Below are 21724 nucleotides of genomic sequence, written 5' to 3'. Positions count from 1 at the left end.
GCCAAGTGCTGGCGTTTACACTTGGGTGTGATGACCCTGGCGAAGGTAGCCTACCTTTTTACAGGATTTATGGCTGAGTCTGCACGCTCGTCCCTTTCTAAGTCAACAAAAATTGAACAATGTCAATCAATGTCTAGCTTTAAACGAGCGGAGTTGGACTGATACCCTACTCCTGTCACCCAGAAACCTAACCCTCTCGAAACATTACAAAACGTTGAGCAAGTGATAAACAGGGAAGTGCGATCGCTTTAAACTAATTTATGCAATTCTATATAAGTAACCGTTTCAACAAAACTCTATGTTTCCCATTCATCGTCCTCGCCGTTTACGCCAAACCGACGCTTTACGCCGCATGGTGCGGGAAAACCAAATCACTGCCAATGATTTAATCTACCCCCTCTTTGCCGTCCCTGGTTCTAGTATTGCCCAAGAAGTGAAGTCCATGCCAGGGGTGTATCAGCTATCCGTTGATAAAATTGTCGAAGAAGCCAAAGAAGTCTATGATCTAGGCATTCCCTCCATTATTTTATTTGGGATTCCCGAAAATAAAGACGATGAAGCGACCGGGGCGTGGCATGATTGCGGTATTGTCCAAAAAGCGGCTACGGCGGTAAAAGAAGCAGTCCCCGAATTAGTGGTCATGGCCGACACTTGCTTATGTGAATATACCCCCCATGGCCATTGCGGCTATTTAGAAGTTGGGGATTTAACGGGACGAGTTTTAAATGATCCTACCCTAGACTTACTCAAGAAAACCGCCGTTTCTCAAGCCAAAGCCGGGGCCGATGTTATCGCCCCCTCTGGGATGATGGATGGGTTTGTGCAGGCCATTCGGGAAGCCTTAGACGAAGCGGGGTTTGCTAATACGCCCATTCTCTCCTATGCGGCTAAATATTCCTCGGCCTATTATGGACCTTTCCGAGATGCGGCTGATTCTTCGCCCCAATTCGGCGATCGCCGGACTTATCAGATGGATCCGGCCAACGGCACAGAAGCCTTAAAAGAAGTCGAGTTAGACATTCAAGAAGGGGCAGATCTGCTCATGGTCAAACCCGCGTTGGCCTACATGGATATTATCTGGCGCATTAAAGAACAGACCCATCTCCCCGTTGCCGCCTACAATGTGTCTGGGGAATATTCTATGGTCAAAGCCGCCGCATTAAACGGTTGGATCGATGAACCCAAAGTGGTATTAGAAACCCTCACCGCCTTTAAACGGGCCGGGGCTGATTTAATCCTCTCTTATCATGCCAAGGATGCAGTGCGCTGGCTGAATGAAGCCTAATGTCCCTAGACACCATTAAGCAACATTAGCCGAGAAGACAGAATGGGCGGTTAGTTAGGGTAGTCCACAGGCTATCAAGTATCAATATTGTCCCAATATTCGGTACAGTAATGGATGGAAGTCGAAGTGTAGGAGTAAACGCTTTGAGTAAAGCGGGAAACCCCAAGGACATTGACCCTCATGGTTTAGACAATGAGGAAATTCCCGTGGCCCTGCGGGACTACTCTGGCTCTAATTTTCGGTATCCTTGGTTATTGTTGGCAAGTTTGGGAGTCGCGGTCTCTGGGGCTGCTGCGGTGGGCTATGGGATCTTCTTCAACCCGGCGATGCAGTCGGCCAGTCAACCTGAACCGGAGACAGAAGCCACCGCCCAAGCTGAAATGGTTCAAGAGATTGAACCCGCAGAGACGGTGGAGAATGTCTTAGGCCATCTTCCCTATGGGGAAGCAGAGGAAGGGGAGTTAGTTCCTATTACGGCGGATGGCCGCATTCGCCTCCGAGATGCGGCGGCTGAGGAATATTTGGCTATGGTGGATGCGGCCCGACGGGATGGGATACGCTTGGCTACGTTGTCCGGTTATCGCACGGTGACGGAGCAGGAATACCTCTTTTTTGAGGTGAAGGAACAACGCAACCAAGAGGCGAGCCAACGGGCTGAGGTGAGCGCACCGCCGGGGTATAGTGAACACCATACCGGGTATGCGGTGGATATTGGGGATGCAACTGTTCCCTCAACCCATTTAACGATCGCTTTTGAGAAAACGGCGGCTTTTCGATGGTTACAAAATAATGCGGCCCGCTTTAGTTTTGAATTGTCTTTTCCCCGCGATAACCCCCAAGGGATTCAATACGAGCCTTGGCATTGGCGATATGTGGGGGATGTGGACAGTTTAGAGACGTTTTACCGGGCCCAGCATTTACCGGAACGAGGTACGGAAAATAGTGAGTTAGAGACAGAAGCGGAATGAGTAATTATGTGATGGAAACCCGCGAATGGTGGGTGGAACGGTGGCTAGAATTATTGGACTCCTATCGCTTCAAAAAACGCTTGGAACGGGCGAGACGCTATGCGAGTGAGGGGAATGTCCTTAGTATTGATTTTAAGGGACATAAGGTGATTGCTCAGGTGAAGGGGAGTGATGCTGAACCTTATCAGGTGTCTCTGTCGTTGGATCAGTTTACGAAGGAGGACTGGCGATATGTGATTGAAACGATGTCGGCAAAAGCTCTCTATTCGGCTCAGTTGTTGGCGGGGGAAATGCCTTCTAATATTGAGGAGGTGTTTACGATGAATGGTTTGAGCCTTTTTCCTTTTAGTCTCTCGGAGATTCATTCCCGGTGTACTTGTCCGGATCAGGCGAACCCCTGTAAACATATTGGGGCGGTGTATTATGAGTTGGGCGATCGCTTTAGTGAAGACCCTTTTGTTTTATTCCAGTTACGGGGCCGCACGAAGGAGGATATTCTCGATAGTTTACGGCAAATTCGCAGTACGGGGAAAATTGACAACCCGAAACAGTCTAAGAAGAAACGGGCCGCGGCGAAAAAACAAGCGGCCACAACACCCCTTCATGTGGACCCTTTTTGGGAGTATGATGAACCCCTTGATGCTTCGCTGGTGGCCACTTCTCTCCAAAAACAGGAGGATAATGCTACGTCGCCTGATCATAAGACGCTTTTGGATATTTTAGGCAGTTTGCCTTTACCTACGGTGGATGCTGCGTTGGTGAAGGAGTATCTGGACAAAGCCTATACTCAAGCGAGTCAACAGGCGATCGCAGTAGCCCTGAAACGAGATTAATCGACAAACTGGGTTGGACGCAATGCTTACACCTAACCCAGTTCATGATCAACCTATTAAGTTTCTTGTTTATCTTCTGGTGAGAAGTCCCGCGAGCGGGGATGTCAATGTTTCGTTGTGACAATGGCCTCAACTTTCGCAGTTTGCGTTTGTTGATCTACCTCTGTCACTGACCAACGGAGGGGTTCACCCCGTTTTTCTAACTCCTGTTGAATCTCTTGATTCAATTGCTTGGGGTCTTCTTGTACGTCAATTTCTGCGGTGATAAAATGGGTGGTCATGGTTCAAAATTAAAAAACAACTCAAAAAAAACTAATCTAATGTTTAGTTAATCATAGGCCATTGAAGAAAATTACGGTTGACCAAATTGCCGTTGATAAATTTCTTCTTCTTTCTCCGATTCTACTTTTAAATCCGAACGCGGATAAGACACACAAAGTAACGCATATCCTTCCGCTTGTAACTCGGAAGAAACCCCCATTGCGTCACTTTGATCAACTGTTCCTTCTAATACCTTAGCCGCACAAGTGGTGCAAACTCCGGCAGTACAAGAGGAAGGAAGCTCAACTCCTGCTTCTAAAGCTGTTTCGAGGACAGTTTTATCTTCGGGGACGCTAATGGTGTGAGTTTGTCCGTTGTGGGAAATTTCGACGGTATAGGTTTGTGCCATGCTGAGACTAATGCCGAACAATAGGGTGTCAAAATTCTCATTATAACATAAGCTAAAATATATTGGTAATTGGTAATTGGTAATTGGTAATTGGTAATTGGTTGATGTATCGTCAGCATTCAGCCTTCAAAGGGATGGCGAGAAAACCGCACTATATCTCATCTACAAAGTAGCGAGGTAAGCGTTTTAAGAGTCCCGGAGTCAAGACTGATAGCTGAATGCTTACTATTTATCTTTATATCTTGTCCTACTAACAATAAATAAATAACTTAAAGAGAGCATAAATACAGCCACAGCCATGGCAATTAAGTTATCCGTCGATTTTTTATCAATATCAAAAATAATTATTTTTCGAGCAACAGCAATTAAAGAAGTAATAATCACCAACTCTAACTGAATTTCATGTTTCTTTAAATAGGCCGTAATATTTTCTAATAATTCTAGCGCAATTAAAATATTTAAAAATAGCCCAAAAACCTCAAACAAGCGATTCCGAAAGGGGACTCCCTCAGCTAAAGGTTGTAAAAAATGTGTAAATAAAACCCAAACAAGGTCATAAATGGCATAAAAAATAACCCCTAAGAGTAACAAAGCCAGCAGCTTAGAAATAATACTCTCAATAGCCTTTAAAAAAACTAAAAAATCATGATTATTCCGGAAAATTTTTATTAAACTGTGCCACAACCGTCGTATGGAAAACATAAGCAAACCCTAGACAAAAATATGGGGTACGGTCAGACCATACCCCAGTCACCACAGAAACTGAGTGGCAATTTATAATGCCTCAGCGCCAGAGACAACCTCCAGAATTTCTTGAGTAATTGCTGCTTGACGCGCCTTATTATAAGAAAGCGTCAGCGTTTTCATTAACTCATTAGCGTTATCACTAGCATTATTCATGGCCGTCATCCGGGCTGCCAACTCACTGGCCGCTGACTCTTGTAGGGCGCGTAATAACTGGTTATTCAGATACAAAGGTAATAGCGCGTCAAGAATTTGTGTAGGGTCTTGTTCAAAGATCATATCTTTGGGAAAATCCCGATTTTCAGTGGTCACGGTTTCCCGTTCCACACTGAACATTCCCCCTTTGGTGGTGAGACGGAAAATTTCATCATCTTGGTTTTCCAACCCTTGGGGAGATAAAGGTAGCAGAGTTTGCACCACGGGACGGGAACTCACCAAAGACACAAACTTAGTATAAACCAACTCCACCCGATCTACCGTTTCTGAGAGAAAGAGGGATAATAAATAATCGGCAATTTTTGAGGCTTCCTCTGCCGTGGGAATTTGGTTTAATTCAATGTATTTCTGGCTAATAGGGGCTTTGCGCCGTTCGTAATATTGGGCGGCTTTGCGACCCACCAGAATTAATTGATGGTTCACCCCTTCTGCGTCGAGTTCTTTGATGCGGGATTCGGCTTTTTTGATGATGTTGGTATTATAGCCCCCGCATAAGCCGCGATCGCCGGAGACCACCAACAACCCTACGGTTTCCACATCACGCTGTTTTAATAAGGGTAAATCCACATCCTCAAACTTGAGGCGGTTTTGCAGGCCATACAGCACTTGGGCCAAACAATCGGCAAAAGGTCGAGTCGAGGTAACTTGTTCTTGGGCTCGACGCACTTTCGCTGCCGCCACTAGGCGCATGGCTTCGGTAATTTTGCGCGTATTTTTGACCGACTGAATGCGATCGCGTATCGCTTTTAAATTAGGCATCGTTTTCTCTTGCGTCCGTTAATCAAGGCTTTCACGCCTGAGAAACAAGGGGAACCACTCCCCTTGTCCTCGGCTGCAATTACGCAGACACCATAAAGGTCTGCTTATACTCATTAATGGCTTCTTCGAGCAGTTTCACGGCTTCATCGGTCAGCACTTTTTCCGACTTAATAATTTCCTCAAACTGAGGCTTATTGGTTTTCAAATATTCCCGCAGTCCGGCAGTAAATTCGGTGATTTTTTCCACCGGAATCTCGTCGAGATAGCCATTAATGCCGCTATAAACCAACGCCACCTGTTCATGTAGCACTAAGGGAGAATATTGGGGCTGTTTGAGGAGTTCCCGTAACCGTTGACCCCGGGCTAATTGGGCTTGAGTGGCTGCGTCTAAGTCGGAGGCGAACTGGGAGAAGGCTTCGAGTTCGGCAAACTGTGCCAATTCCAGTTTTAATTTCCCAGCCACTTTCTTAATGGCCTTGGTTTGGGCGGCGGACCCCACGCGGGATACTGAAATCCCGGCGTTAATGGCGGGACGGAAGCCCGCATTAAACAAGTCCGAGGATAAGAAAATCTGACCGTCGGTAATAGAAATTACGTTGGTGGGAATGTAGGCCGAAACGTCTCCGGCTTGGGTTTCGATGATAGGCAGGGCGGTCATACTGCCTCCCCCTAAGTCATCGTTGAGTTTCGCGGCCCGTTCGAGGAGACGAGAGTGTAAGAAGAAAACGTCTCCGGGATAGGCTTCCCGTCCGGGGGGACGACGGAGTAAGAGGGACATTTGCCGATAAGCCTGGGCTTGTTTGGTGAGGTCATCGTAGATGACGAGGGTGGCTTGCCCTTGGTACATGAAATGTTCGGCAATGGTTGCTCCGGTGTAGGGAGCGAGATATTGCAGGGTGGCGGGGTCACTGGCGTTGGCTGCCACTACCACGGTGTAGTCCATCGCGCCCTGTTCTTCTAAGGCGGAGACGACTTGGGCGACGGTGGAGGCTTTTTGTCCGACGGCTACGTAAACGCAGACCACGTTTTCTTGTTTTTGGTTGAGAATGGTGTCCACAGCGATCGCCGTTTTCCCGGTTTGACGGTCGCCAATAATTAACTCCCGTTGTCCCCGGCCAATAGGGATCATTGCGTCAATGGCGGTAATCCCGGTTTGTAGGGGTTCGTTAACGGATTTCCGGTCAATAATCCCAGGGGCGGCAGATTCCAGTAAGCGGCTATCGCTGGTGTTTAAGTCTCCTTTGCCGTCGATGGGGCGGGCTAAGGCATCCACGACCCGACCTTTGAGGCCATCGCCCACGTTAATTTGAGCGATGCGTCCGGTGGCTTTGACGGTACTACCTTCTTGAATGCTGTAACCGCCGCCCATTAACACGGCCCCAACGTTGTCTTCTTCTAGGTTGAGGGCGATGCCCACTGTGCCGTCTTCAAATTCGACGAGTTCCCCGGCCATAACTTTTTCGAGGCCGTAGATGCGGGCAATGCCGTCGCCGACTTTCAGGACTGTTCCTACGTTGGACACTTTTACGTCCTGTTCGTAGGATTCGATCTGTTCGCGGATAATATTGCTGATTTCGTCTGGTCTGATACTAACCATGGTGTCTGTTTACTTGCTGGTTTTCGGTGATAGAGCGGTTTGGTTTTTGGTTCTTGGTGCTTGGTTCTTTGTTATTTGTTCTTGGTTCTCGGTTCACCAATCACGACAAACGAACCACAAACAACCCATTAAACCTTTAAACTTATGCCGATGCGTCGGAGTTGTCCTCGTAAGCTGGCATCAATGACTTGCGACCCCACTTTGATGATTACGCCACCAATAATGTCGGGGTCGATGGTGGTTTTGATTTCCACTCCTTGGGCTCCGGTCATGCCTTTCACCCGGTCTTCTATGTTGCGACGTTGCTCGTCGTTCAGTTCGCGGGTGCTGGTGACTTCGGCGAGGACGACGTTGTTTAGGTCTCGGAGGAGGGCTAAATACTGCTCAACGATGGGTCTCAGGAAGACAATCCGCCGTTTGTCGATCAGTAACATGAGAAAGTTCATCAGGTAGTGATTACTGTCTCCCATGATGCGTCCGAGAATTTCTTTTTTGTCATTATCGCTGATGACGGGGTTGGCGATAAAGTCTTGGAGTTCTGGGGAGTCGTCCAGGAGTTGCCCTAAGTCCCGGAAGTCCCGCCCAAAGGTTTCGGTGAGGTCGTGGGTTTGGGCGAGGGACATGAGGGCTTGGGCGTAAGGTTCAGCAATTTCACTGCTGATTAGGTTACTGGGCATCCTTATCCTCCTAGCTGGTTAATACAGCGATCGATGTACCGTTCTTGGGCGGAGTCGTCGAGGATTTCGTTGAGCCGACCTTCGACTTGTTCTAAGGCGAGGGCGCTGACTCGTTGACGGAGTTCCGCGATCGCTTTGTCTTGTTCGGCACTCACATCGGCGGCTGCATTGGCTTTGATGCGCTCGACTTCGGCGTTGCCTTTTTCTAAGACTTCTTCTTTCGCTTTCTGGGCCCGTTCTTCGGCTTCGGCACGGATGCGTTTGGCTTCTTCTTGGGCTTGGGCGAGGTTTTGTTGGGCTTTTTTCAGTCGCGCTTCTGCGTCTTTAGCCCGTTGTTCGGCTTCTGTAATTGCCGTTTCAATCTCGGCGCGTCTCTGGCTGAGTATGTTGCCTAAAAATTTACGGCCAAAATAGAACAAGACCCCGATAATAATGACGAGGTTGACTAAGTTGGTTTCTAAAATATCGAGGTTCAAACCAAAGCCACTTTCCGCGCCTTCTGTGGCTAGGTAAACCAAAATTGCCATGATGTTTTTCCCTTGCTTGCACGTTCACTTGCTGAGTTGCCCGGTTGGAGGGCTTATTGCACAAATTCTGAACCCACCAATTTTTCTAAAATCTGGCGGCTGAGGGCATCAATTTCTCCTTCGAGGCTTTGATACGCCTGTGCTTTTTGGTCTTCGATTTCTTGGGCGGCGGCTTCTCGTTGCGCTTGCACTTCTTGCTGGGCTTCTTGCACTTTGGCGTTGATGGTTTCTTGAGCCTCAGCTTGAGCTTTTGCAATAATGTCTTGCGCTTCTTTCCGCACGCCGACCAGTTCTTGATCGTACTGTTTGGCTAATTGGTTGGCTTTTTCGATGCGATCGCGCCCCTCTTGGTTGGTTTGGCGGACATATTCATTGCGATCGTCAATGGCTTTCCCCAACGGCTTAAAAAACAGTACATTCAGCACAGCGACCAAAATCAGGAATTGCAAGGCCATCAAGGGTAAGGTGGCATCAAAATCAAATAAGCCCCCCCCTTCTTCGGCGGCCTCAGCCAATAAAATTGTCCAATGTATCATTGTTAAATAACTCTACTGTTTAACTAACGTCCTGATTTGGCGTAGAGACGTAATTCTCTAGAAGTCAAATCCCCCTAAACTACGTCTCTACTCGGCTTTAACCGTTGCTTACAAAGCGCGATTAAGCGAAGGGGTTAGCAAACAGTAAAACCAGGGCAACCACTAACCCGTAAATGGTCAGTGCTTCCATGAATGCCAAACTCAGCAGCAAGGTCCCACGGATTTTTCCTTCAGCTTCAGGCTGACGAGCAATCCCTTCTACAGCTTGTCCAGCCGCATTACCTTGTCCTAAACCTGGGCCAATAGCCGCTAAACCCACGGCGAGAGCAGCAGCGATAACGGAAGCAGCAGCAGTTAAAGAGTCCATAATTCTTTATTTCCTTTCTTTACAAATGGTTGAACAACAAAAAAAACGGTCGTTTCTGAGCGATCATTCCCCGGCTTATTTAACGGGAAATTAGCCCTTTAGTCAATCTCTCTCATTCCTCTTCTTCACCATGCCCCTCTAAGGCTTCGCCAATGTACGCGCCAGCTAGCGTCGCAAAAATGAGAGCCTGAATTGCACTGGTAAAGAGTCCCAACACCATAACAGGTAAGGGAACAAATAGGGGTACAAGCAATACCAATACCGCAACGACTAACTCATCGGCAAGAATATTTCCGAAAAGACGAAAGCTGAGGGAAAGAGGTTTGGTAAAATCTTCGAGGATATTGATCGGTAGTAAGATTGGGGTCGGTTCGATGTATTTTTTCAAGTAACCTAGCCCCCGCTTACTGAAGCCGGCGTAAAAATAGGCCAGGGAGGTTAGCAAAGCCAAGGCAACGGTTGTATTAATATCGTTGGTTGGGGCTGCTAATTCTGACCCAGGAATTGTAATCAGCTTCCACGGAAGTAACGCGCCAGACCAATTGGCAACAAAGATGAACAAAAATAAAGTACCAATAAATGGCACCCAAGGTCGATACTCTTTTTCACCAATTTGATTTTTGGCTAAATCCCGAATAAATTCCAAGGCATATTCCATTAAGTTTTGAACGCCACTCGGAACTCGCTGAATATTTCTTGTTCCGACAATGGAAGCAACCAGCAATACAGCAATCACAAACCATGAGGTGAGAAACACCTGTCCGTGAACCGTGAAATTGCCAATTTCCCAATAGAAATGTTCGCCAACTTCTAGTTCAGCTAGGGGGAAAGTATTAAATACGCTCAGACCATCTAGAATTTCCATGTGGTGAGTTTTCCCCAAAGAAAATGCGACAACAATTGAATCAACGGTAAAACAGCTTTTAACGCCTATGACTGCCTCAGTATCCCTTATATGGGGGCATGAGTCCAGTCTTTTCATTAAAGAAACACTGCCCTATTGAATTCTAGTGCTATTTCTGTGCTGGTACAATGGACGTTTTCAGCACATAAACAATGATGGCAGCTTTGTACGTCATGAATCCTAAAAACACTGGCAGAATCTGCAACTGCTGGAGTTGCGTTGCAAAAACAATCAACCCAATCAAGGGGGCCAGTCGATTAAACCCTACCACAGTTCTTTTAGTGTTCCCTAACCGACCAACATCTTTGGCCAGTAGTCGCAAGTACACCAGTCCCACAAAAGACCCTACTAAATAGTTGAGGGCTGTGTTCAAGGTGTAGAAAACCCACACTGATGTAAAAATCACAACTGTTAATCCGAGCGTGACCAAATACAATGTGCGCTGTAATTGGTAATACTCAAGATTGGAGTCATCTAGATTAGAATTTTCTAGATTTGAGTCTTCTGCCTGAGAGACTTCCAGATTAGGGTCTTTGGTCTCTGGGGGGGAAGACTCAAGAGAAACCGATTCAGTTGTGTGAGAGGAATCAGATGAGTTCACAAAAGTTAGCGGGTGGACTCGTTTTTAGGATGAATGACTGGATAAAACCAAGCCAAATGCAATCTTATCACGGGGGGGGATCATTATTAAATGAATCTAAGGAAGTTTGAGGCGGTGGAGAGAGATAGGGCAAGATAAGGGGAAAATGCTTCTCTGGTGAATGTTTGAGCGGTTAGAACGTCTTTAGAGACGCGGCTTGCCTAAAATAAGGGATTTTTGCCTCAAAATAAATTTAATTGTTGTGGGGTTGGGGGGAGGGTATCCCACGGGAGAGGGGGAATAGGGAGGTTTTGGTGTTGGAGTAAGGTCTGGAATTGTCTGGCGGTGTGGGGAGAATATTCTTCTTGGGGACAATGAACGAAAAAATAGATGGTTTTTCCTCGCAGGAGGGAAGTAATGCGGGATGCCCAGTCTGCGAGAAAGGGTTGGTTGTTGGGTGGGTGGGGATGACTGATAAAGCGAATTAGGGTAAAGTCGGCGGTTACGTCTGAAACAAGGGGGAGTTGGGGTTTACGAGTCCGCGAGTGGTGTTGGGGATCATCGTCTGTTTCGTATACAGGCCGAGTGTCGAGGATGACTCGTCCGACATTGAGGGATTGTAAGGTGGTGTTGAGGGTGGGGGAGTGGGGAGACTGAAACCAGTCGGGATGACGGACTTCTACTGCAAACGAAAAAGCAGACCAGTTACGGGTTACGTCCTGGAGAAATTGTTGTAAGTCTGCGAGTCCTTGGGGACTGTAGGTGGGGGGAAGTTGTAGGAAGATCACCCCGAGACGACTACCTAGGGGGGACAGTCTCTCTAAAAATGCTTCTGCTTCAGGGAGTTTGGGGGTTAATGCACCGTGATGGGTGATGGTTTTGGGAAATTTGGGACAAAATTTGAAGTGAGGGGGCATTTCCGTTTGCCATTTGGCGATGGTGTCGGGACTGGGGACTGCATAAAAGGTGGTATTGCCTTCGACGGTGGAAAAGCGATCGCAATACAATTTTAAAAAGTCCCTCGCTTTACTCTTGGCCGGATAAAAACTCCCCACCCATCCGGAATAAGACCAAACCGCACAGCCGAGATAAAAGTTTTGGGAGTGTGTCATAAGGTTATACAGAGATTATTGACAATAGGTGATGTGGAAAATAACGTTGGTTCAGTGAAACCCCCAAATTTCGGTACTACTGACGCTGGGTTTTATTTGTGTATACAATGTATACATAATCCAGATTTGACTCAACCCGAGAGATAAACGCAATGTCAGCTAGTCCACCTCGCCAAAATCGCCAAGTGACCTTGAATATCCGCGCTAAACAGGAACAACGTGATTTGATTGATCGTGCGGCGGAACTTCAAGGGAAAAATCGCTCTGAATTTATGCTGGACTCTGCGTGTCAGAAAGCTCAAGATGTTCTGTTAGAGCAAACGTTTTTTGGATTAGATGAAGAACAATTTGAGCAATTTATCGCTTTATTGGACGCGCCACCTACAGAAAATGAGAAACTACAGACTTTATTGAACAAAAAAGCCCCGTGGGATTAGCTCAAAATCAACTTAGCTCACCTGAAACACTTAATGCCTCTCATCAAGTTGAGTTGTTTAATTCGGGGAATAATCAGTTAGATAACTGGCTGAAGAATCGTGCTTTAAAAAATCAGCAAGAAGGGGCTTCTCGGACTTATGTTGTCTGTGTAGAGAATCTTGTCGTCGGTTATTATTGTCTTGCCAATGGTGCAGTGACGCGAAGCCAAGCAACAGGAAAAGCACGACGTAATATGCCTGATCCAATCCCAGTAATCGTTATTGGAAGACTGGCAGTGGATCAGAATTGGCAAGGGAAAGGAATTGGACAGGGTTTACTACGGGATGCTATTCTTCGCACATTACAAGCGTCTGAAATTGCTGGAATACGAGCAATTCTTGTTCATGCCATTTCTGAAAATGCCAAGCAATTTTATGAAAAATTGGGTTTTAAGGTTTCCCCTAGTGATCCAATGACATTAATGATTACAGTTCAAGATGCAAAAGCTCAATTATAAGGTGCATCTCAATTTTGCAGAAACAGTGGGTAGGGTGGGCAGGATATAGTCATAAAAGCTGGAAATATAAATAATTTGCCTGCCCACCCTACGATAGATTTACTAAGTTCCTCCTTGGGAGATTGGAATAGTAATTAAAAATTCTGTTCCCTCTCCGATAGTGGACTGACATTCAATCGTTCCACCGTGTTTTTCGGTGACAATTTGATAACTAATTGATAAGCCTAAACCTGTGCCTTTGCCAATGGATTTGGTGGTAAAGAAGGGGTCAAATAAACGCTGTTTAATTTTATCTGGAATGCCTTGGCCATTATCTCCAATACTGATTTGAACGGTATTGTCTTCAATGACTGCGGTTCTAATAGAAATTATACTGGGATTCTCAACAATTTCTTGATAATCTCGCTCTCTATCTCTTTCTTCTAAAGCATCGATCGCGTTACCAATAATATTCATAAAAACCTGATTCAATTGCCCCGCATAACATTCAACTTGCTGTAAATCTCCATACTTTTTAACAATTTCAATGGCAGGATGTTCGGGTTTGGCTTTGATACGGTTTTGCAGGATCATTAAGGTACTCTCTAACCCCTCATGAATATCCACCCATTTCATTTCCGCTTCATCCATACGGGAAAAGGTGCGTAAAGAAGCGACAATGGCTTTAATTCGATCTGCACCAACTTTCATTGAGGAGAATAATTTAGGCAAATCTTCTAGTAAAAACTCTAGATCAATATCTTCAATTTCTTGGGCAATTTCAGGGACAGGACTGGTATAATGTTGTTGATATAAATCAATTAATCCTAGAAGATCTTGCAAATAATCATCAGCATGACTGAGATTCCCATAAATAAAGTTAACGGGATTATTAATTTCGTGGGCGACTCCGGCCACTAATTGACCTAAACTGGACATTTTTTCTGTTTGTACCAGTTGAGCTTGGGTACGGTGTAATTCGCGGATGGTTTGTTCTAATTCCTCTGCTTTCGCTTGGGCCATTTGTGCGGATTCTTGGGCTTGGGCGTAGAGACTGGCTTGGTTAGTCGCAATGGCCAATTGATTCATCACCGCTTTTACCAGTTCAATTTCGGTATCTTCCCAAGGCCGAACCGCTTGGGAATGACTACAGGCCACAATGCCAATTTTATTACTCGACATCTCTAGAGGAACAATTAATAAAGATTTATAATCCAATTCCTCCAGAATTTGCCGCAATACCGAGTCTAGGACAGTGTTAGTATTGTCAATTCGCACAATTTCGAGGCGTAACAATAATTCTGCCATTGGGCCGAGTTGGGAGGTGGGGTAACGCCCGGTTAAGTCGGGGAGTCCTTCAGCGCGAGATTCGGCGATCACCTGCCAGTAAGACTCCTCTGCGTCTTTCATGTACCAGGATAAATGGGCGCGGTCAATGTTGAGAACTCGCCGCAATTCAGACAAGGCCAAGGCAATAATTTCTTCTTCGGGGACATCAATGGAACTGCGAAGCTGGTTAGACAGATGATTAATAATTTGTTCCCGTTCAAATTGGTCTTGAATTTGGGCTTTCGAGGCTAATAGTTCGGCTTCTGCTTTTTTGCGATCGCTGATATCCTGAACTAAACAAACCCACCCATCTGCCGTCACTGCCAGCGACACCTCTTGGGGGAAAGTTGTCCCATCCCGTCGTATCCCTCGTGTTTCTCCTCGCCATTGGCCTTTCGCCAGTAATTCCGGCACAATGCCTTCTAGTCGCTGTTGTTCCTCCTCATCATAAAAAAGCTTCCAATGTTTGCCTAACAACTGTTCTGGGGTTTCATAACCGTACATTTGGGCATGGGCTGTGTTCATATAAATACAATAACCATCGGTATCGGCAATAGAAATCCCATCCACCGAAGACTCAATGGCCGCCAATTGTTTTTGCAGTTGTGCTTCTTGGGCCTTGCGTTCCGTCGCATCCACCGCAAACCCCACTAACCCGGTAATTTCACCACAGGCATTTTTTAAACGGACTTTAATCACTTCGAGGCTGTGTAATTGTCCATCAGCGAGATTAAGATGTTCTGTAGAGAAATAAGGCTCATCTTGGGCTAAACAAGCGGCATCTGATTCTAAACAGGGGGTACAATTGTCTTCCCCTAGTAACTCTTTATAATGCCCGACGGCTTGGAATTGTTCATCGGTTACGCCTAAATCGGCACAAATCGCCCGATTACTAAACTTCATGTGGCCATTGGTGTCCGTCACCCAAATCCAAATGGGGGAATTGTCGAGGATAGCGCGGATAGTTTGCTGTTGTTCGAGGAGGAGGGCTTCTTGGGCCTTGCGATCGCTAATATCATTAATAATCGCCACCAAACCCACAATATTCTCCGCCTCATCTCGAATGGCATTAGCCCGCAAAAAAACTTGTAAGATGTCACCGTCCAGGGTTTGGTGTTCCACTTCATGACTCCAGGTTTGCCCATTCATCACCGTCCCAAATAACCCCTGCATCACCGTGGCATCGGCAAAAATGGCAGACAGTCCCCCACGGGAGCGAAAATCGCTCAGGTCTTGACAGTGGTATAACTGAGTAAAGGCAGTATTGAGATAAATGACGCGCCCCTCTGCATCGGTAATGGCGATCGCATCACTGGTACTGGCCACCGCTTGTTTGTAGCGCATTAACTCGGCTTCGGCCTGCTTGCGATCGCGGATATCCCTAGCAATTGTCGAAGTATATTCCATAACTCCCGTTACATCAAAATGCCCCATTAGCACCTGAGACACAGGAATCTCATTCCCCTGTTGATCGAGAAAAACATTTTCCCCCTGCCAGGCTTCCCGACGCATTAAAGACCCCAGGGCCAATGGATTTATCTGATTCTCATAATCCGGTGGCACCAGATCATTCATCGTATACTGGGAAATCTCCTCACTCTTGCCAATACCCACCATTTGCCGTCCCGCTTGATTGAGGTAAGTTAAACGGCCTTGAATATCCGCCGTCCCCACAAAGTCGGGGGTAGCCTCTAAAATAGACAAGAGCTTCATTTGCTCTTGTTCGGCCTTTTTAAACTCGGTAATATCCCGCACATTGGCTAAAATCACCGTTTGTTGATTGAGGCGAATTTTCCGTAACCGCACCTCCACCTCAAAGGTCAGGCCATCTTTGGGGCGTTTGGCCTTCCATTCAAATTGTAAATCCTCTCCCTGCATCACCCGTTCCATTAAATCCGAGGAATAATCCAATAAGGGGGAAATCTCGGAATAGTCGGTCATGCTGTATTGAAAGGCTTCTGCACGACTCACCCCATACATGGTCAACATGGGGTCATTGACCTCTAATATCTGGCCATCAATATCATGGATAAAAATGGCATCATAGACCCCATTGAGAATGGTGCGTAAGTCTTCTTGGGAGGTACGCAAGTCTTGTTCAATGCGTTTGCGGTCGGTGACATCGGTACAAGTCCCCACATAGCCCATAATTTCGTCTGGGTTGCAGGGGTTGAGAATAGACTGACATTGAGCATAAACCCAGCGCACTGTCCCATCGGGCCGGACAAACCGAAATTCTGATTGAAAGAGGGCATCATTTTGCCGAGTCCATTCCAATAATACCCGACGGCGATCGCGTTCGTGCATGGCTTGAGTCCAGCCATTTTCCAATAAGTCTTGTGCCGAGCGTCCGGTGAGGATACAAGCCTGTTGGTTGGTGTAAATACAGTTTCCTTGGGTGTCGGTGTGGAAAATGCCCACGGGGGAAGTGTCGGCCAACACTTGATAGAGGCGTTTGCTTTCTTCTAACTCAGCTTGGGCCCGTTTGCGGTCGGTAACATCTCTTGCGATCGCATAAATTTTTTGTTGTTCCACCACTCCTGTCACGGTCCAAGCTAACCAACGATAGGACCCATCTCGACAGCGATAACGGTTCTCGAAACTGAGATATTGTCCCCCCTCCTGTAATTGTTGTGCCGCGGCCAAACTCGCTTCATAATCATCAGGATGGATGAAGTCCAGAAAAGACTGGCCTTCTACTTCTTGGGGAGCATACCCTAATGTATGTTCCCAGGCTGCATTCACTTGATATAGTGTGCCATCGAACCCGGCAATTCCCGTCATGGAGGGCATGAGACGGAAAATTTGTTCCCAATTCTGCTCATGGGAGATGGGACTATTCGGGAATTCATTTTCCGGTTCGCGGGTTTCGATGATTTCACTCTGGAGAATTACACCGCCGATGTCCCCATTGTCCTCTCGCCAAGGTCTTACGCTCCATTTTAGCCCCACGGTGGTCCCATTGGGCAGTTGTACGGTTTCGCCTGAATTTTCTGCAATTTGCCCTGCTAAACCGCGCTCATAGGCTTTTTGCCAATGGGGGGGACAATGGGGGAATAAATCTAAGTGGGATTGGCCGTGATAGGCTTCGGGGAGGTTATAGACCTCTCGCCACTGGCGACTGGCCAGACAATAGCGCAATTTTTGGTCTAAAATTGCGATCGCTATTGCCGACTGTTCCACTAAAACCGTACACCATTGAGAAGTCAGAGAGTTGAGAGCATTCATGGGGATGTTCACAGAGCCAAAGGGAAATACAAGTTGCGATCGCTACACTCCAAGTTAGCAAAGGTTAGAGGCTAATCTCCCGTAGTGTAACAATTCTCTTAACCCATCAATGGCATCTCCCTCTATTCCTCAAAGAGAGAAAAAATTGGTCAATCGTCACAGGCCGATAAACACTGGTATCTTGTCTCACTTCTTGACCACGGCGCAAACCGCTAAAATAAGAACAGTCTTTACAAAACTTGATAAATGGTTTCTATTCAAAAAACGTCTTTTTCTCCCCTCGAAAAACTTGACTGGACTTGGCAAGGTCACACCATTCGCTATACCGTCCAAGGAACAGGACAACCCCTCGTTTTAATTCATGGGTTTGGCGCATCTATTGGTCATTGGCGCAACAATATTCCCGTCTTGGCCGCTGCCGGATATCAAGTGTTTGCCCTAGACTTACTGGGGTTTGGGGACTCCGCCAAACCGCCCCTAGATTACACCATTGAACTGTGGCAACAGCAACTCCAAGACTTTTGGCAAGAAAAAATCACCACCCCTGCGGTGTGGGTGGGAAACTCCATCGGAGGACTCATTGCCTTAACCCTCATGGCCAACGCTCCCGAACTGTCCTCTGGGGGGGTGTTAATTAACTGTGCGGGGGGTCTCAGTCACCGTCCCGAAGAACTCAACCCCCCACTTAGGGCAATGATTGGCATTTTTAATAAAGTAGTGCAAGCTCCGGTTATGGGCCCTTTTCTCTTTGACCGGGTACGCAGTAAAAACCGGATTCGTAGTACCTTAAAACAGGTATATTGCGATCGCCAAGCCATTACTGATGAATTAGTCGAGTTACTCTATCAACCCTCCTGCGACCCCGGAGCGCACCAAGTTTTCGCCTCCGTCATCAACGCACCTCCGGGCCCCAAACCCTCGGACCTCCTCCCCCACATCCAAGACCCCTTACTCATCCTCTGGGGAGAAGCAGACCCCTGGACTCCCATTAAAGGGGCCAAAATTTATCAAGAGCGAGCCACCCAAGACCCGCAAACCCAATTCTACGCCATCCCCCAAGCGGGTCACTGTCCCCACGATGAAAAACCTGAGCAGGTCAATGATTACATTTTGCAGTGGTTGGGGAATGGGGAATGGGTAACAGAAAGTCCTCTCCAAGAAGACTGATAAAAAAACTCTTAACTATGAATAATATATTTTAATGAACTGTCTGTCTGAGACAGGCATTAAAAACCCCTGACGTTGCAACCGTTCAATAGTGAAGTTCTTGGCCTCCTGCCTCCTACTTTCCAATTATGCACTGTGGAAAAACACCTATTTTTCCACAGTTTTTCCACAGAAAAGCCCCAATTCCTCACGATATTTTGTTACAGTAAGGCAGTAGGTTCACACAAGGCATTGGGAACAGGGAATAGGGAACAGGGAACAGGGAACAGAAAATCAGGCATACAGGGGTTTTTTACTGTTAGAGTAAAACCCCGTGGGGTTTTACACCTCATTTGAAAACGCTATAGACCAAAATCAAACACCTTTGAAACCTGTTCATCCGGCACAGGCCAGAAAACTCCAAGAGGGGTATAAGTAGGGCTTTGTGGCCTAATGTCAAAAAAAGTCGAGTAAATAGCCTACTAGAGGTTAACCCTAAACTAAACTGAGACATAACTAAACTACGATGATGGCACTCAACATGGCTTCAGCCTTAACGGGGAAACCTGCGGACCCTCAAAATACGCACCTCCTCCAAGAAGTTTGGTCACAGGTCAATGCTCAGAGTTGTCCTTACCATTACAACTTCCATATGCACACCACCTGCTCCGATGGACAACTGCATCCCCATCGGTTGATGGAGCAAGCGGTTGATGTGGGGTTACAAGGATTAGCTATTACCGATCACCATACCGTAGCCGGCTATTTAGAAGCGATACAATGGCTCAAAGAGGCTCATGTCTCCGGTTTATTTGCCCATTTACCTGTCCTGTGGACGGGCATGGAAATTACAGCCCGTTTACTCAATACAGAAGTGCATATTTTGGGATATGGGTTTGATCCCGATCATGTGGCCTTACGCCCTTATACTCAAGGAGAAGCCCCGAAAGGGGACCTAGCCGAAGCGCGTTGTGTTATTGATGCCTTTCATAAAGCAGGAGGGTTAGTGGTTTTAGCTCATCCGGCCCGATATCGTTGTTCTACTAAAAAACTCATTCCTGCTGCCGTAGAATTAGGAATTGATGGGGTAGAAACCTATTATGCGTATCGTCGGGTGAACCCTTGGCAACCGAACACCATAGGCACGATTCAAGAAATTGAGGAAATGAGCGATCGCTACGGGGTATTTAGGACTTGTGGCACAGATACCCACGGTTCAAATATTTGCCTACGGTAATCCATACGCTGTCGCCTTCGCACCCCTGAAAGGTGGCTTTAGAAATATACTTTTATGTTTGATTGGGTGGGCATTGCCCACCCTCAATTATTGCACTAAATTAGCGGTGTCAAGGCACTACTGGGGTGACTCATCCCCCTTAACCAGGCAATAATCCCCTAGTCCTCAGCATCCAAGCGTACATCAATGATACTGCCCCTGAAATTATAGATATTCCCATCTAATTCAAGGGAAGTCCCAATTTTGACCTGACTTTTCTTCAAAACTGGCCCATTGGGAGTAATTTCCGCTTGTCCTGTCAAGGTGAAAAGTAGATCGTGACTGAATAGTTCTGCGGAGGTTCTGGGATCAGGCATAGTGATCACTGTACCATCGGGTTGGGTGACTATGATTTGTCGGTCAATTAGTTCAACGTTTTTAATCTCTACTGAGCCACTGGGTTGATTACGGACAATAATATTAGTCTGGGGGGTTTCCTCGAAGGTTTCTAACAAGATATCAGGATCACGGATACTCAACCCCCGCACTAACACATCCACTTCGATGGGTTGGGTGGTGGTGACTTGCGCTAAAGATCCCGATGGGCCGGGAATCACAAAAATACCAATAATTACTAAGAGAATCACTAGGGCAGCCCCTAAGTCAATGAGACTGAGTTTGCCAAATAAACGTCCTTTAGAATCCAAAATAGTCATAGGGCAATAATATCCATTCTGAGAGCAGTTTAAGTTTGTGGCCTCTCCATCAGCCATGGGAGAATGACGCGAGGGGTCTAAGAATTGCTTCTCCACCCCATACAATACAGAAATATGGCCTGGGTTGTGATATATCTTGATTATGGTTAATCGCCGTTCATTTTTAGTAGGAAGTGGGGCTGTAGTCTGCGGTTCTTTGCTCGCGGGGTGCAGTGGTGGGGGGAATGCAGCGTTTTCGGTGCGTCTCCTCAATCAATCCCTCCCCCGTCAATTAATTAATCAATTTCGCTCTCAGGTGGCCCAAGGAAAAGCGGTCAGTTTTAGCCCGGATAGCGACATTGAGACGATTTTTGAATATTTGGAGACGTGGCAGCAAGCGGCCACGGAAGATTCGTCTCAGGAGGACTCTCCCTTTCGTTTACCGTTTATCGGTCAACAACCCCCCAATCCTGCCTCGTTAGTGAGTTTAGGGGATGTTTGGTTAAAAGCAGCGATCGCGCAAAACCTCATCCAACCCCTCAACCTAGATACCCTAGAACAATGGGCCAATCTTCCCCCCCGGTGGCAAACCCTCGTCAGACGCAACCAACAAGGTTTTCTCGATGATACCGGGCCCATTTGGGGTGCGCCCTATCGCTGGGGAACAACTATGATTGTCTATAATCAAAAAGCCCTGAAAAAACTAGACTGGTTTCCCCAAGACTGGGAAGATTTATGGGATGAACGGTTGCGCGATCGCATCTCCGTCGTCAACCAACCCAGAGAAATTATCGGCCTCACCCTCAAAAAACTCGGCTACTCCTATAATCAAGCCAATTTAAACGAAATTCCCAACCTACAACAAGAACTAAACACCCTTGCTCAAAACATTAAATTTGCCAACTCCAAAACCTACCTCCAACCCCTCATCCTCAAAGATACTTGGGTGGCCGTCGGTTGGTCCAGTGACATCTTACCCATCTTAGACAATTATCCCCAACTCAAAGCCTTTGTTCCCCCCTCTGGGACCGCACTCTGGTCTGATGTTTGGGTCAAACCGGCCATTGCGGAGAATACCACCCCCCTCCCCGAAGACTGGATTAACTTCTGTTGGCAAGAAAAATCCGCCCTCACCATCTCCCTCTTTACCGACGGTATCGCACCCCGTCTCACCCTGCCCCCACCTCATACCCTCCCCCAAGATATCCAAAACCAACCCCTTAAATTCCCAGACCCAGAAATTTTAGAGAAAAGCGAATTTCTCTATCCCCTCTCCCCAACCCCCCAAACAGAATATACTCAACATTGGCAAGCTATGTTTAGTTAGACTAATATCTTGAAACGGAAATAGTGTTAATACTTCCCCATCCTCCCCATCCTCCCCATCCTCCCCATCCTCCCCATCTCTCTTGACAATAGGAT

22 protein-coding genes are annotated in these 21724 nt (G+C 46.9%); 8 read left to right on the top strand and 14 right to left on the bottom strand.

The features are described from left to right. The first annotated feature begins 298 nt into the window (after nucleotides 1-298). The 3 genes from hemB to PN462_RS01950 all read left to right on the top strand — a co-directional run bounded on the left by hemB (nucleotide 299) and on the right by PN462_RS01950 (nucleotide 3086). Nucleotides 299-1285 carry a porphobilinogen synthase gene (hemB, locus tag PN462_RS01960; RefSeq protein WP_272126197.1) on the top strand — a complete coding sequence of 329 codons (987 nt, stop codon included), beginning with the start codon at nucleotides 299-301 and terminating at the stop codon, nucleotides 1283-1285. Between the two features lie 110 nt (nucleotides 1286-1395). After that, on the top strand, nucleotides 1396-2253 hold the full coding sequence (locus tag PN462_RS01955; protein ID WP_272126195.1) for a M15 family metallopeptidase: 858 nt from the start codon (nucleotides 1396-1398) through the stop codon (nucleotides 2251-2253). Then, nucleotides 2250-3086, top strand: a complete 837-nt coding sequence (locus tag PN462_RS01950; RefSeq protein WP_272126194.1) for an SWIM zinc finger family protein — start codon at nucleotides 2250-2252, stop codon at nucleotides 3084-3086. The genes PN462_RS01955 and PN462_RS01950 overlap by 4 nt, the downstream gene beginning before the upstream one ends. Nucleotides 3087-3190: 104 nt before the next feature. On the opposite strand, the gene PN462_RS01945 is transcribed toward PN462_RS01950, so the two are convergent. From PN462_RS01945 to PN462_RS01890, 12 genes are all read right to left on the bottom strand, one after another. Further along, the gene (locus tag PN462_RS01945; protein WP_272126193.1) at nucleotides 3191-3367 is read right to left on the bottom strand and encodes a hypothetical protein; all 177 of its coding nucleotides are present in this window, start codon (nucleotides 3365-3367) and stop codon (nucleotides 3191-3193) included. Nucleotides 3368-3438: 71 nt separating this feature from the next. Beyond that, complete coding sequence (locus PN462_RS01940) at nucleotides 3439-3756, bottom strand: 2Fe-2S iron-sulfur cluster-binding protein (RefSeq protein WP_272126192.1); 318 nt, start codon at nucleotides 3754-3756, stop codon at nucleotides 3439-3441. A 225-nt stretch (nucleotides 3757-3981) separates the two neighbouring features. Further along, entirely contained in the window at nucleotides 3982-4458 is a 477-nt protein-coding gene (locus PN462_RS01935; protein ID WP_272126191.1) for a phosphate-starvation-inducible PsiE family protein, read from the bottom strand. A gap of 72 nt (nucleotides 4459-4530) precedes the next feature. Then, nucleotides 4531-5475: a F0F1 ATP synthase subunit gamma gene (locus tag PN462_RS01930; RefSeq protein ID WP_272126190.1), complete on the bottom strand. Its 945-nt coding sequence runs from the start codon at nucleotides 5473-5475 to the stop codon at nucleotides 4531-4533. A gap of 79 nt (nucleotides 5476-5554) precedes the next feature. Next, nucleotides 5555-7072, bottom strand: a complete 1518-nt coding sequence (atpA, locus tag PN462_RS01925) for a F0F1 ATP synthase subunit alpha (protein WP_272126189.1) — start codon at nucleotides 7070-7072, stop codon at nucleotides 5555-5557. Between the two features lie 128 nt (nucleotides 7073-7200). Further along, nucleotides 7201-7749, bottom strand: a complete 549-nt coding sequence (gene atpH / locus PN462_RS01920) for an ATP synthase F1 subunit delta (protein WP_272126188.1) — start codon at nucleotides 7747-7749, stop codon at nucleotides 7201-7203. A 2-nt stretch (nucleotides 7750-7751) separates the two neighbouring features. Then, nucleotides 7752-8276: a F0F1 ATP synthase subunit B gene (locus PN462_RS01915; protein ID WP_272126187.1), complete on the bottom strand. Its 525-nt coding sequence runs from the start codon at nucleotides 8274-8276 to the stop codon at nucleotides 7752-7754. Between the two features lie 53 nt (nucleotides 8277-8329). Next, complete coding sequence (locus PN462_RS01910; protein WP_272126186.1) at nucleotides 8330-8812, bottom strand: F0F1 ATP synthase subunit B'; 483 nt, start codon at nucleotides 8810-8812, stop codon at nucleotides 8330-8332. Between the two features lie 121 nt (nucleotides 8813-8933). Continuing rightward, nucleotides 8934-9179 (bottom strand): ATP synthase F0 subunit C, encoded by a 246-nt coding sequence (atpE, locus tag PN462_RS01905; protein ID WP_054469050.1) that lies wholly within the window; start codon nucleotides 9177-9179, stop codon nucleotides 8934-8936. A 112-nt stretch (nucleotides 9180-9291) separates the two neighbouring features. Then, a complete protein-coding gene (gene atpB / locus PN462_RS01900; RefSeq protein WP_272126185.1) occupies nucleotides 9292-10044 on the bottom strand; it encodes a F0F1 ATP synthase subunit A in 753 nt (250 codons plus the stop codon). A 148-nt stretch (nucleotides 10045-10192) separates the two neighbouring features. Next, nucleotides 10193-10684, bottom strand: a complete 492-nt coding sequence (locus PN462_RS23350) for an ATP synthase subunit I (RefSeq protein WP_443029039.1) — start codon at nucleotides 10682-10684, stop codon at nucleotides 10193-10195. A gap of 221 nt (nucleotides 10685-10905) precedes the next feature. After that, the gene (locus tag PN462_RS01890; protein ID WP_272126183.1) at nucleotides 10906-11775 is read right to left on the bottom strand and encodes a DUF72 domain-containing protein; all 870 of its coding nucleotides are present in this window, start codon (nucleotides 11773-11775) and stop codon (nucleotides 10906-10908) included. Between the two features lie 185 nt (nucleotides 11776-11960). Between PN462_RS01890 and PN462_RS01885 the strand changes: the two genes are divergently transcribed. Continuing rightward, nucleotides 11961-12212, top strand: coding sequence for a type II toxin-antitoxin system TacA family antitoxin (locus PN462_RS01885; protein WP_272126182.1), 252 nt, complete (start codon nucleotides 11961-11963; stop codon nucleotides 12210-12212). Continuing rightward, a complete protein-coding gene (locus PN462_RS01880) occupies nucleotides 12203-12709 on the top strand; it encodes a GNAT family N-acetyltransferase (RefSeq protein WP_272126181.1) in 507 nt (168 codons plus the stop codon). Before PN462_RS01885 ends, PN462_RS01880 begins: the two co-directional genes overlap by 10 nt. 102 nt (nucleotides 12710-12811) lie before the next feature. Here PN462_RS01880 and PN462_RS01875 read toward each other — a convergent pair whose 3' ends face one another. Beyond that, a complete protein-coding gene (locus PN462_RS01875; protein ID WP_272126180.1) occupies nucleotides 12812-17245 on the bottom strand; it encodes a PAS domain S-box protein in 4434 nt (1477 codons plus the stop codon). Between the two features lie 246 nt (nucleotides 17246-17491). Between PN462_RS01875 and PN462_RS01870 the strand changes: the two genes are divergently transcribed. Together PN462_RS01870 and PN462_RS01865 are read left to right on the top strand one after the other, a co-directional pair. Further along, the gene (locus PN462_RS01870) at nucleotides 17492-18412 is read left to right on the top strand and encodes an alpha/beta fold hydrolase (RefSeq protein ID WP_272126178.1); all 921 of its coding nucleotides are present in this window, start codon (nucleotides 17492-17494) and stop codon (nucleotides 18410-18412) included. Between the two features lie 508 nt (nucleotides 18413-18920). Continuing rightward, nucleotides 18921-19628: a PHP domain-containing protein gene (locus PN462_RS01865; RefSeq protein ID WP_443029040.1), complete on the top strand. Its 708-nt coding sequence runs from the start codon at nucleotides 18921-18923 to the stop codon at nucleotides 19626-19628. A gap of 158 nt (nucleotides 19629-19786) precedes the next feature. Here PN462_RS01865 and PN462_RS01860 read toward each other — a convergent pair whose 3' ends face one another. Further along, nucleotides 19787-20323 carry a DUF4330 domain-containing protein gene (locus PN462_RS01860; protein ID WP_272126176.1) on the bottom strand — a complete coding sequence of 179 codons (537 nt, stop codon included), beginning with the start codon at nucleotides 20321-20323 and terminating at the stop codon, nucleotides 19787-19789. 142 nt (nucleotides 20324-20465) lie between these two features. Here PN462_RS01860 and PN462_RS01855 point away from each other — a divergent pair, with 142 nt between their 5' ends. Further along, on the top strand, nucleotides 20466-21629 hold the full coding sequence (locus PN462_RS01855) for a substrate-binding domain-containing protein (protein ID WP_272126175.1): 1164 nt from the start codon (nucleotides 20466-20468) through the stop codon (nucleotides 21627-21629). Nucleotides 21630-21724: the final 95 nt, after the last annotated feature.

The sequence above is a fragment of the Spirulina sp. CS-785/01 genome, assembly GCF_028330525.1.
GTDB lineage: Bacteria > Cyanobacteriota > Cyanobacteriia > Cyanobacteriales > Spirulinaceae > JAQMSD01.
The sequence above is the reverse complement of the archived record's forward strand: the minus strand, read 5'-3'. Positions and strand labels throughout refer to the sequence as shown.

Bases quoted from the DNA above. Each gene is read 5' to 3' on its own strand.
- PN462_RS01875 (WP_272126180.1), bottom strand. From the start codon at position 17,245: ATGAATGCTCTCAACTCTCTGACTTCTCAATGGTGTACGGTTTTAGTG.
- hemB (WP_272126197.1), top strand. From the start codon at position 299: ATGTTTCCCATTCATCGTCCTCGCCGTTTACGCCAAACCGACGCTTTA.
- PN462_RS01870 (WP_272126178.1), top strand. From the start codon at position 17,492: ATGGTTTCTATTCAAAAAACGTCTTTTTCTCCCCTCGAAAAACTTGAC.
- atpH (WP_272126188.1), bottom strand. From the start codon at position 7,749: ATGCCCAGTAACCTAATCAGCAGTGAAATTGCTGAACCTTACGCCCAA.
- PN462_RS01890 (WP_272126183.1), bottom strand. From the start codon at position 11,775: ATGACACACTCCCAAAACTTTTATCTCGGCTGTGCGGTTTGGTCTTAT.
- PN462_RS01950 (WP_272126194.1), top strand. From the start codon at position 2,250: ATGAGTAATTATGTGATGGAAACCCGCGAATGGTGGGTGGAACGGTGG.
- PN462_RS01930 (WP_272126190.1), bottom strand. From the start codon at position 5,475: ATGCCTAATTTAAAAGCGATACGCGATCGCATTCAGTCGGTCAAAAAT.
- PN462_RS01855 (WP_272126175.1), top strand. From the start codon at position 20,466: ATGGTTAATCGCCGTTCATTTTTAGTAGGAAGTGGGGCTGTAGTCTGC.
- PN462_RS01945 (WP_272126193.1), bottom strand. From the start codon at position 3,367: ATGACCACCCATTTTATCACCGCAGAAATTGACGTACAAGAAGACCCC.
- PN462_RS01865 (WP_443029040.1), top strand. From the start codon at position 18,921: ATGGCACTCAACATGGCTTCAGCCTTAACGGGGAAACCTGCGGACCCT.
- PN462_RS01915 (WP_272126187.1), bottom strand. From the start codon at position 8,276: ATGGCAATTTTGGTTTACCTAGCCACAGAAGGCGCGGAAAGTGGCTTT.
- atpA (WP_272126189.1), bottom strand. From the start codon at position 7,072: ATGGTTAGTATCAGACCAGACGAAATCAGCAATATTATCCGCGAACAG.
- atpE (WP_054469050.1), bottom strand. From the start codon at position 9,179: ATGGACTCTTTAACTGCTGCTGCTTCCGTTATCGCTGCTGCTCTCGCC.
- atpB (WP_272126185.1), bottom strand. From the start codon at position 10,044: ATGGAAATTCTAGATGGTCTGAGCGTATTTAATACTTTCCCCCTAGCT.
- PN462_RS01940 (WP_272126192.1), bottom strand. From the start codon at position 3,756: ATGGCACAAACCTATACCGTCGAAATTTCCCACAACGGACAAACTCAC.
- PN462_RS01955 (WP_272126195.1), top strand. From the start codon at position 1,396: ATGGATGGAAGTCGAAGTGTAGGAGTAAACGCTTTGAGTAAAGCGGGA.
- PN462_RS01910 (WP_272126186.1), bottom strand. From the start codon at position 8,812: ATGATACATTGGACAATTTTATTGGCTGAGGCCGCCGAAGAAGGGGGG.
- PN462_RS01860 (WP_272126176.1), bottom strand. From the start codon at position 20,323: ATGACTATTTTGGATTCTAAAGGACGTTTATTTGGCAAACTCAGTCTC.
- PN462_RS01935 (WP_272126191.1), bottom strand. From the start codon at position 4,458: ATGTTTTCCATACGACGGTTGTGGCACAGTTTAATAAAAATTTTCCGG.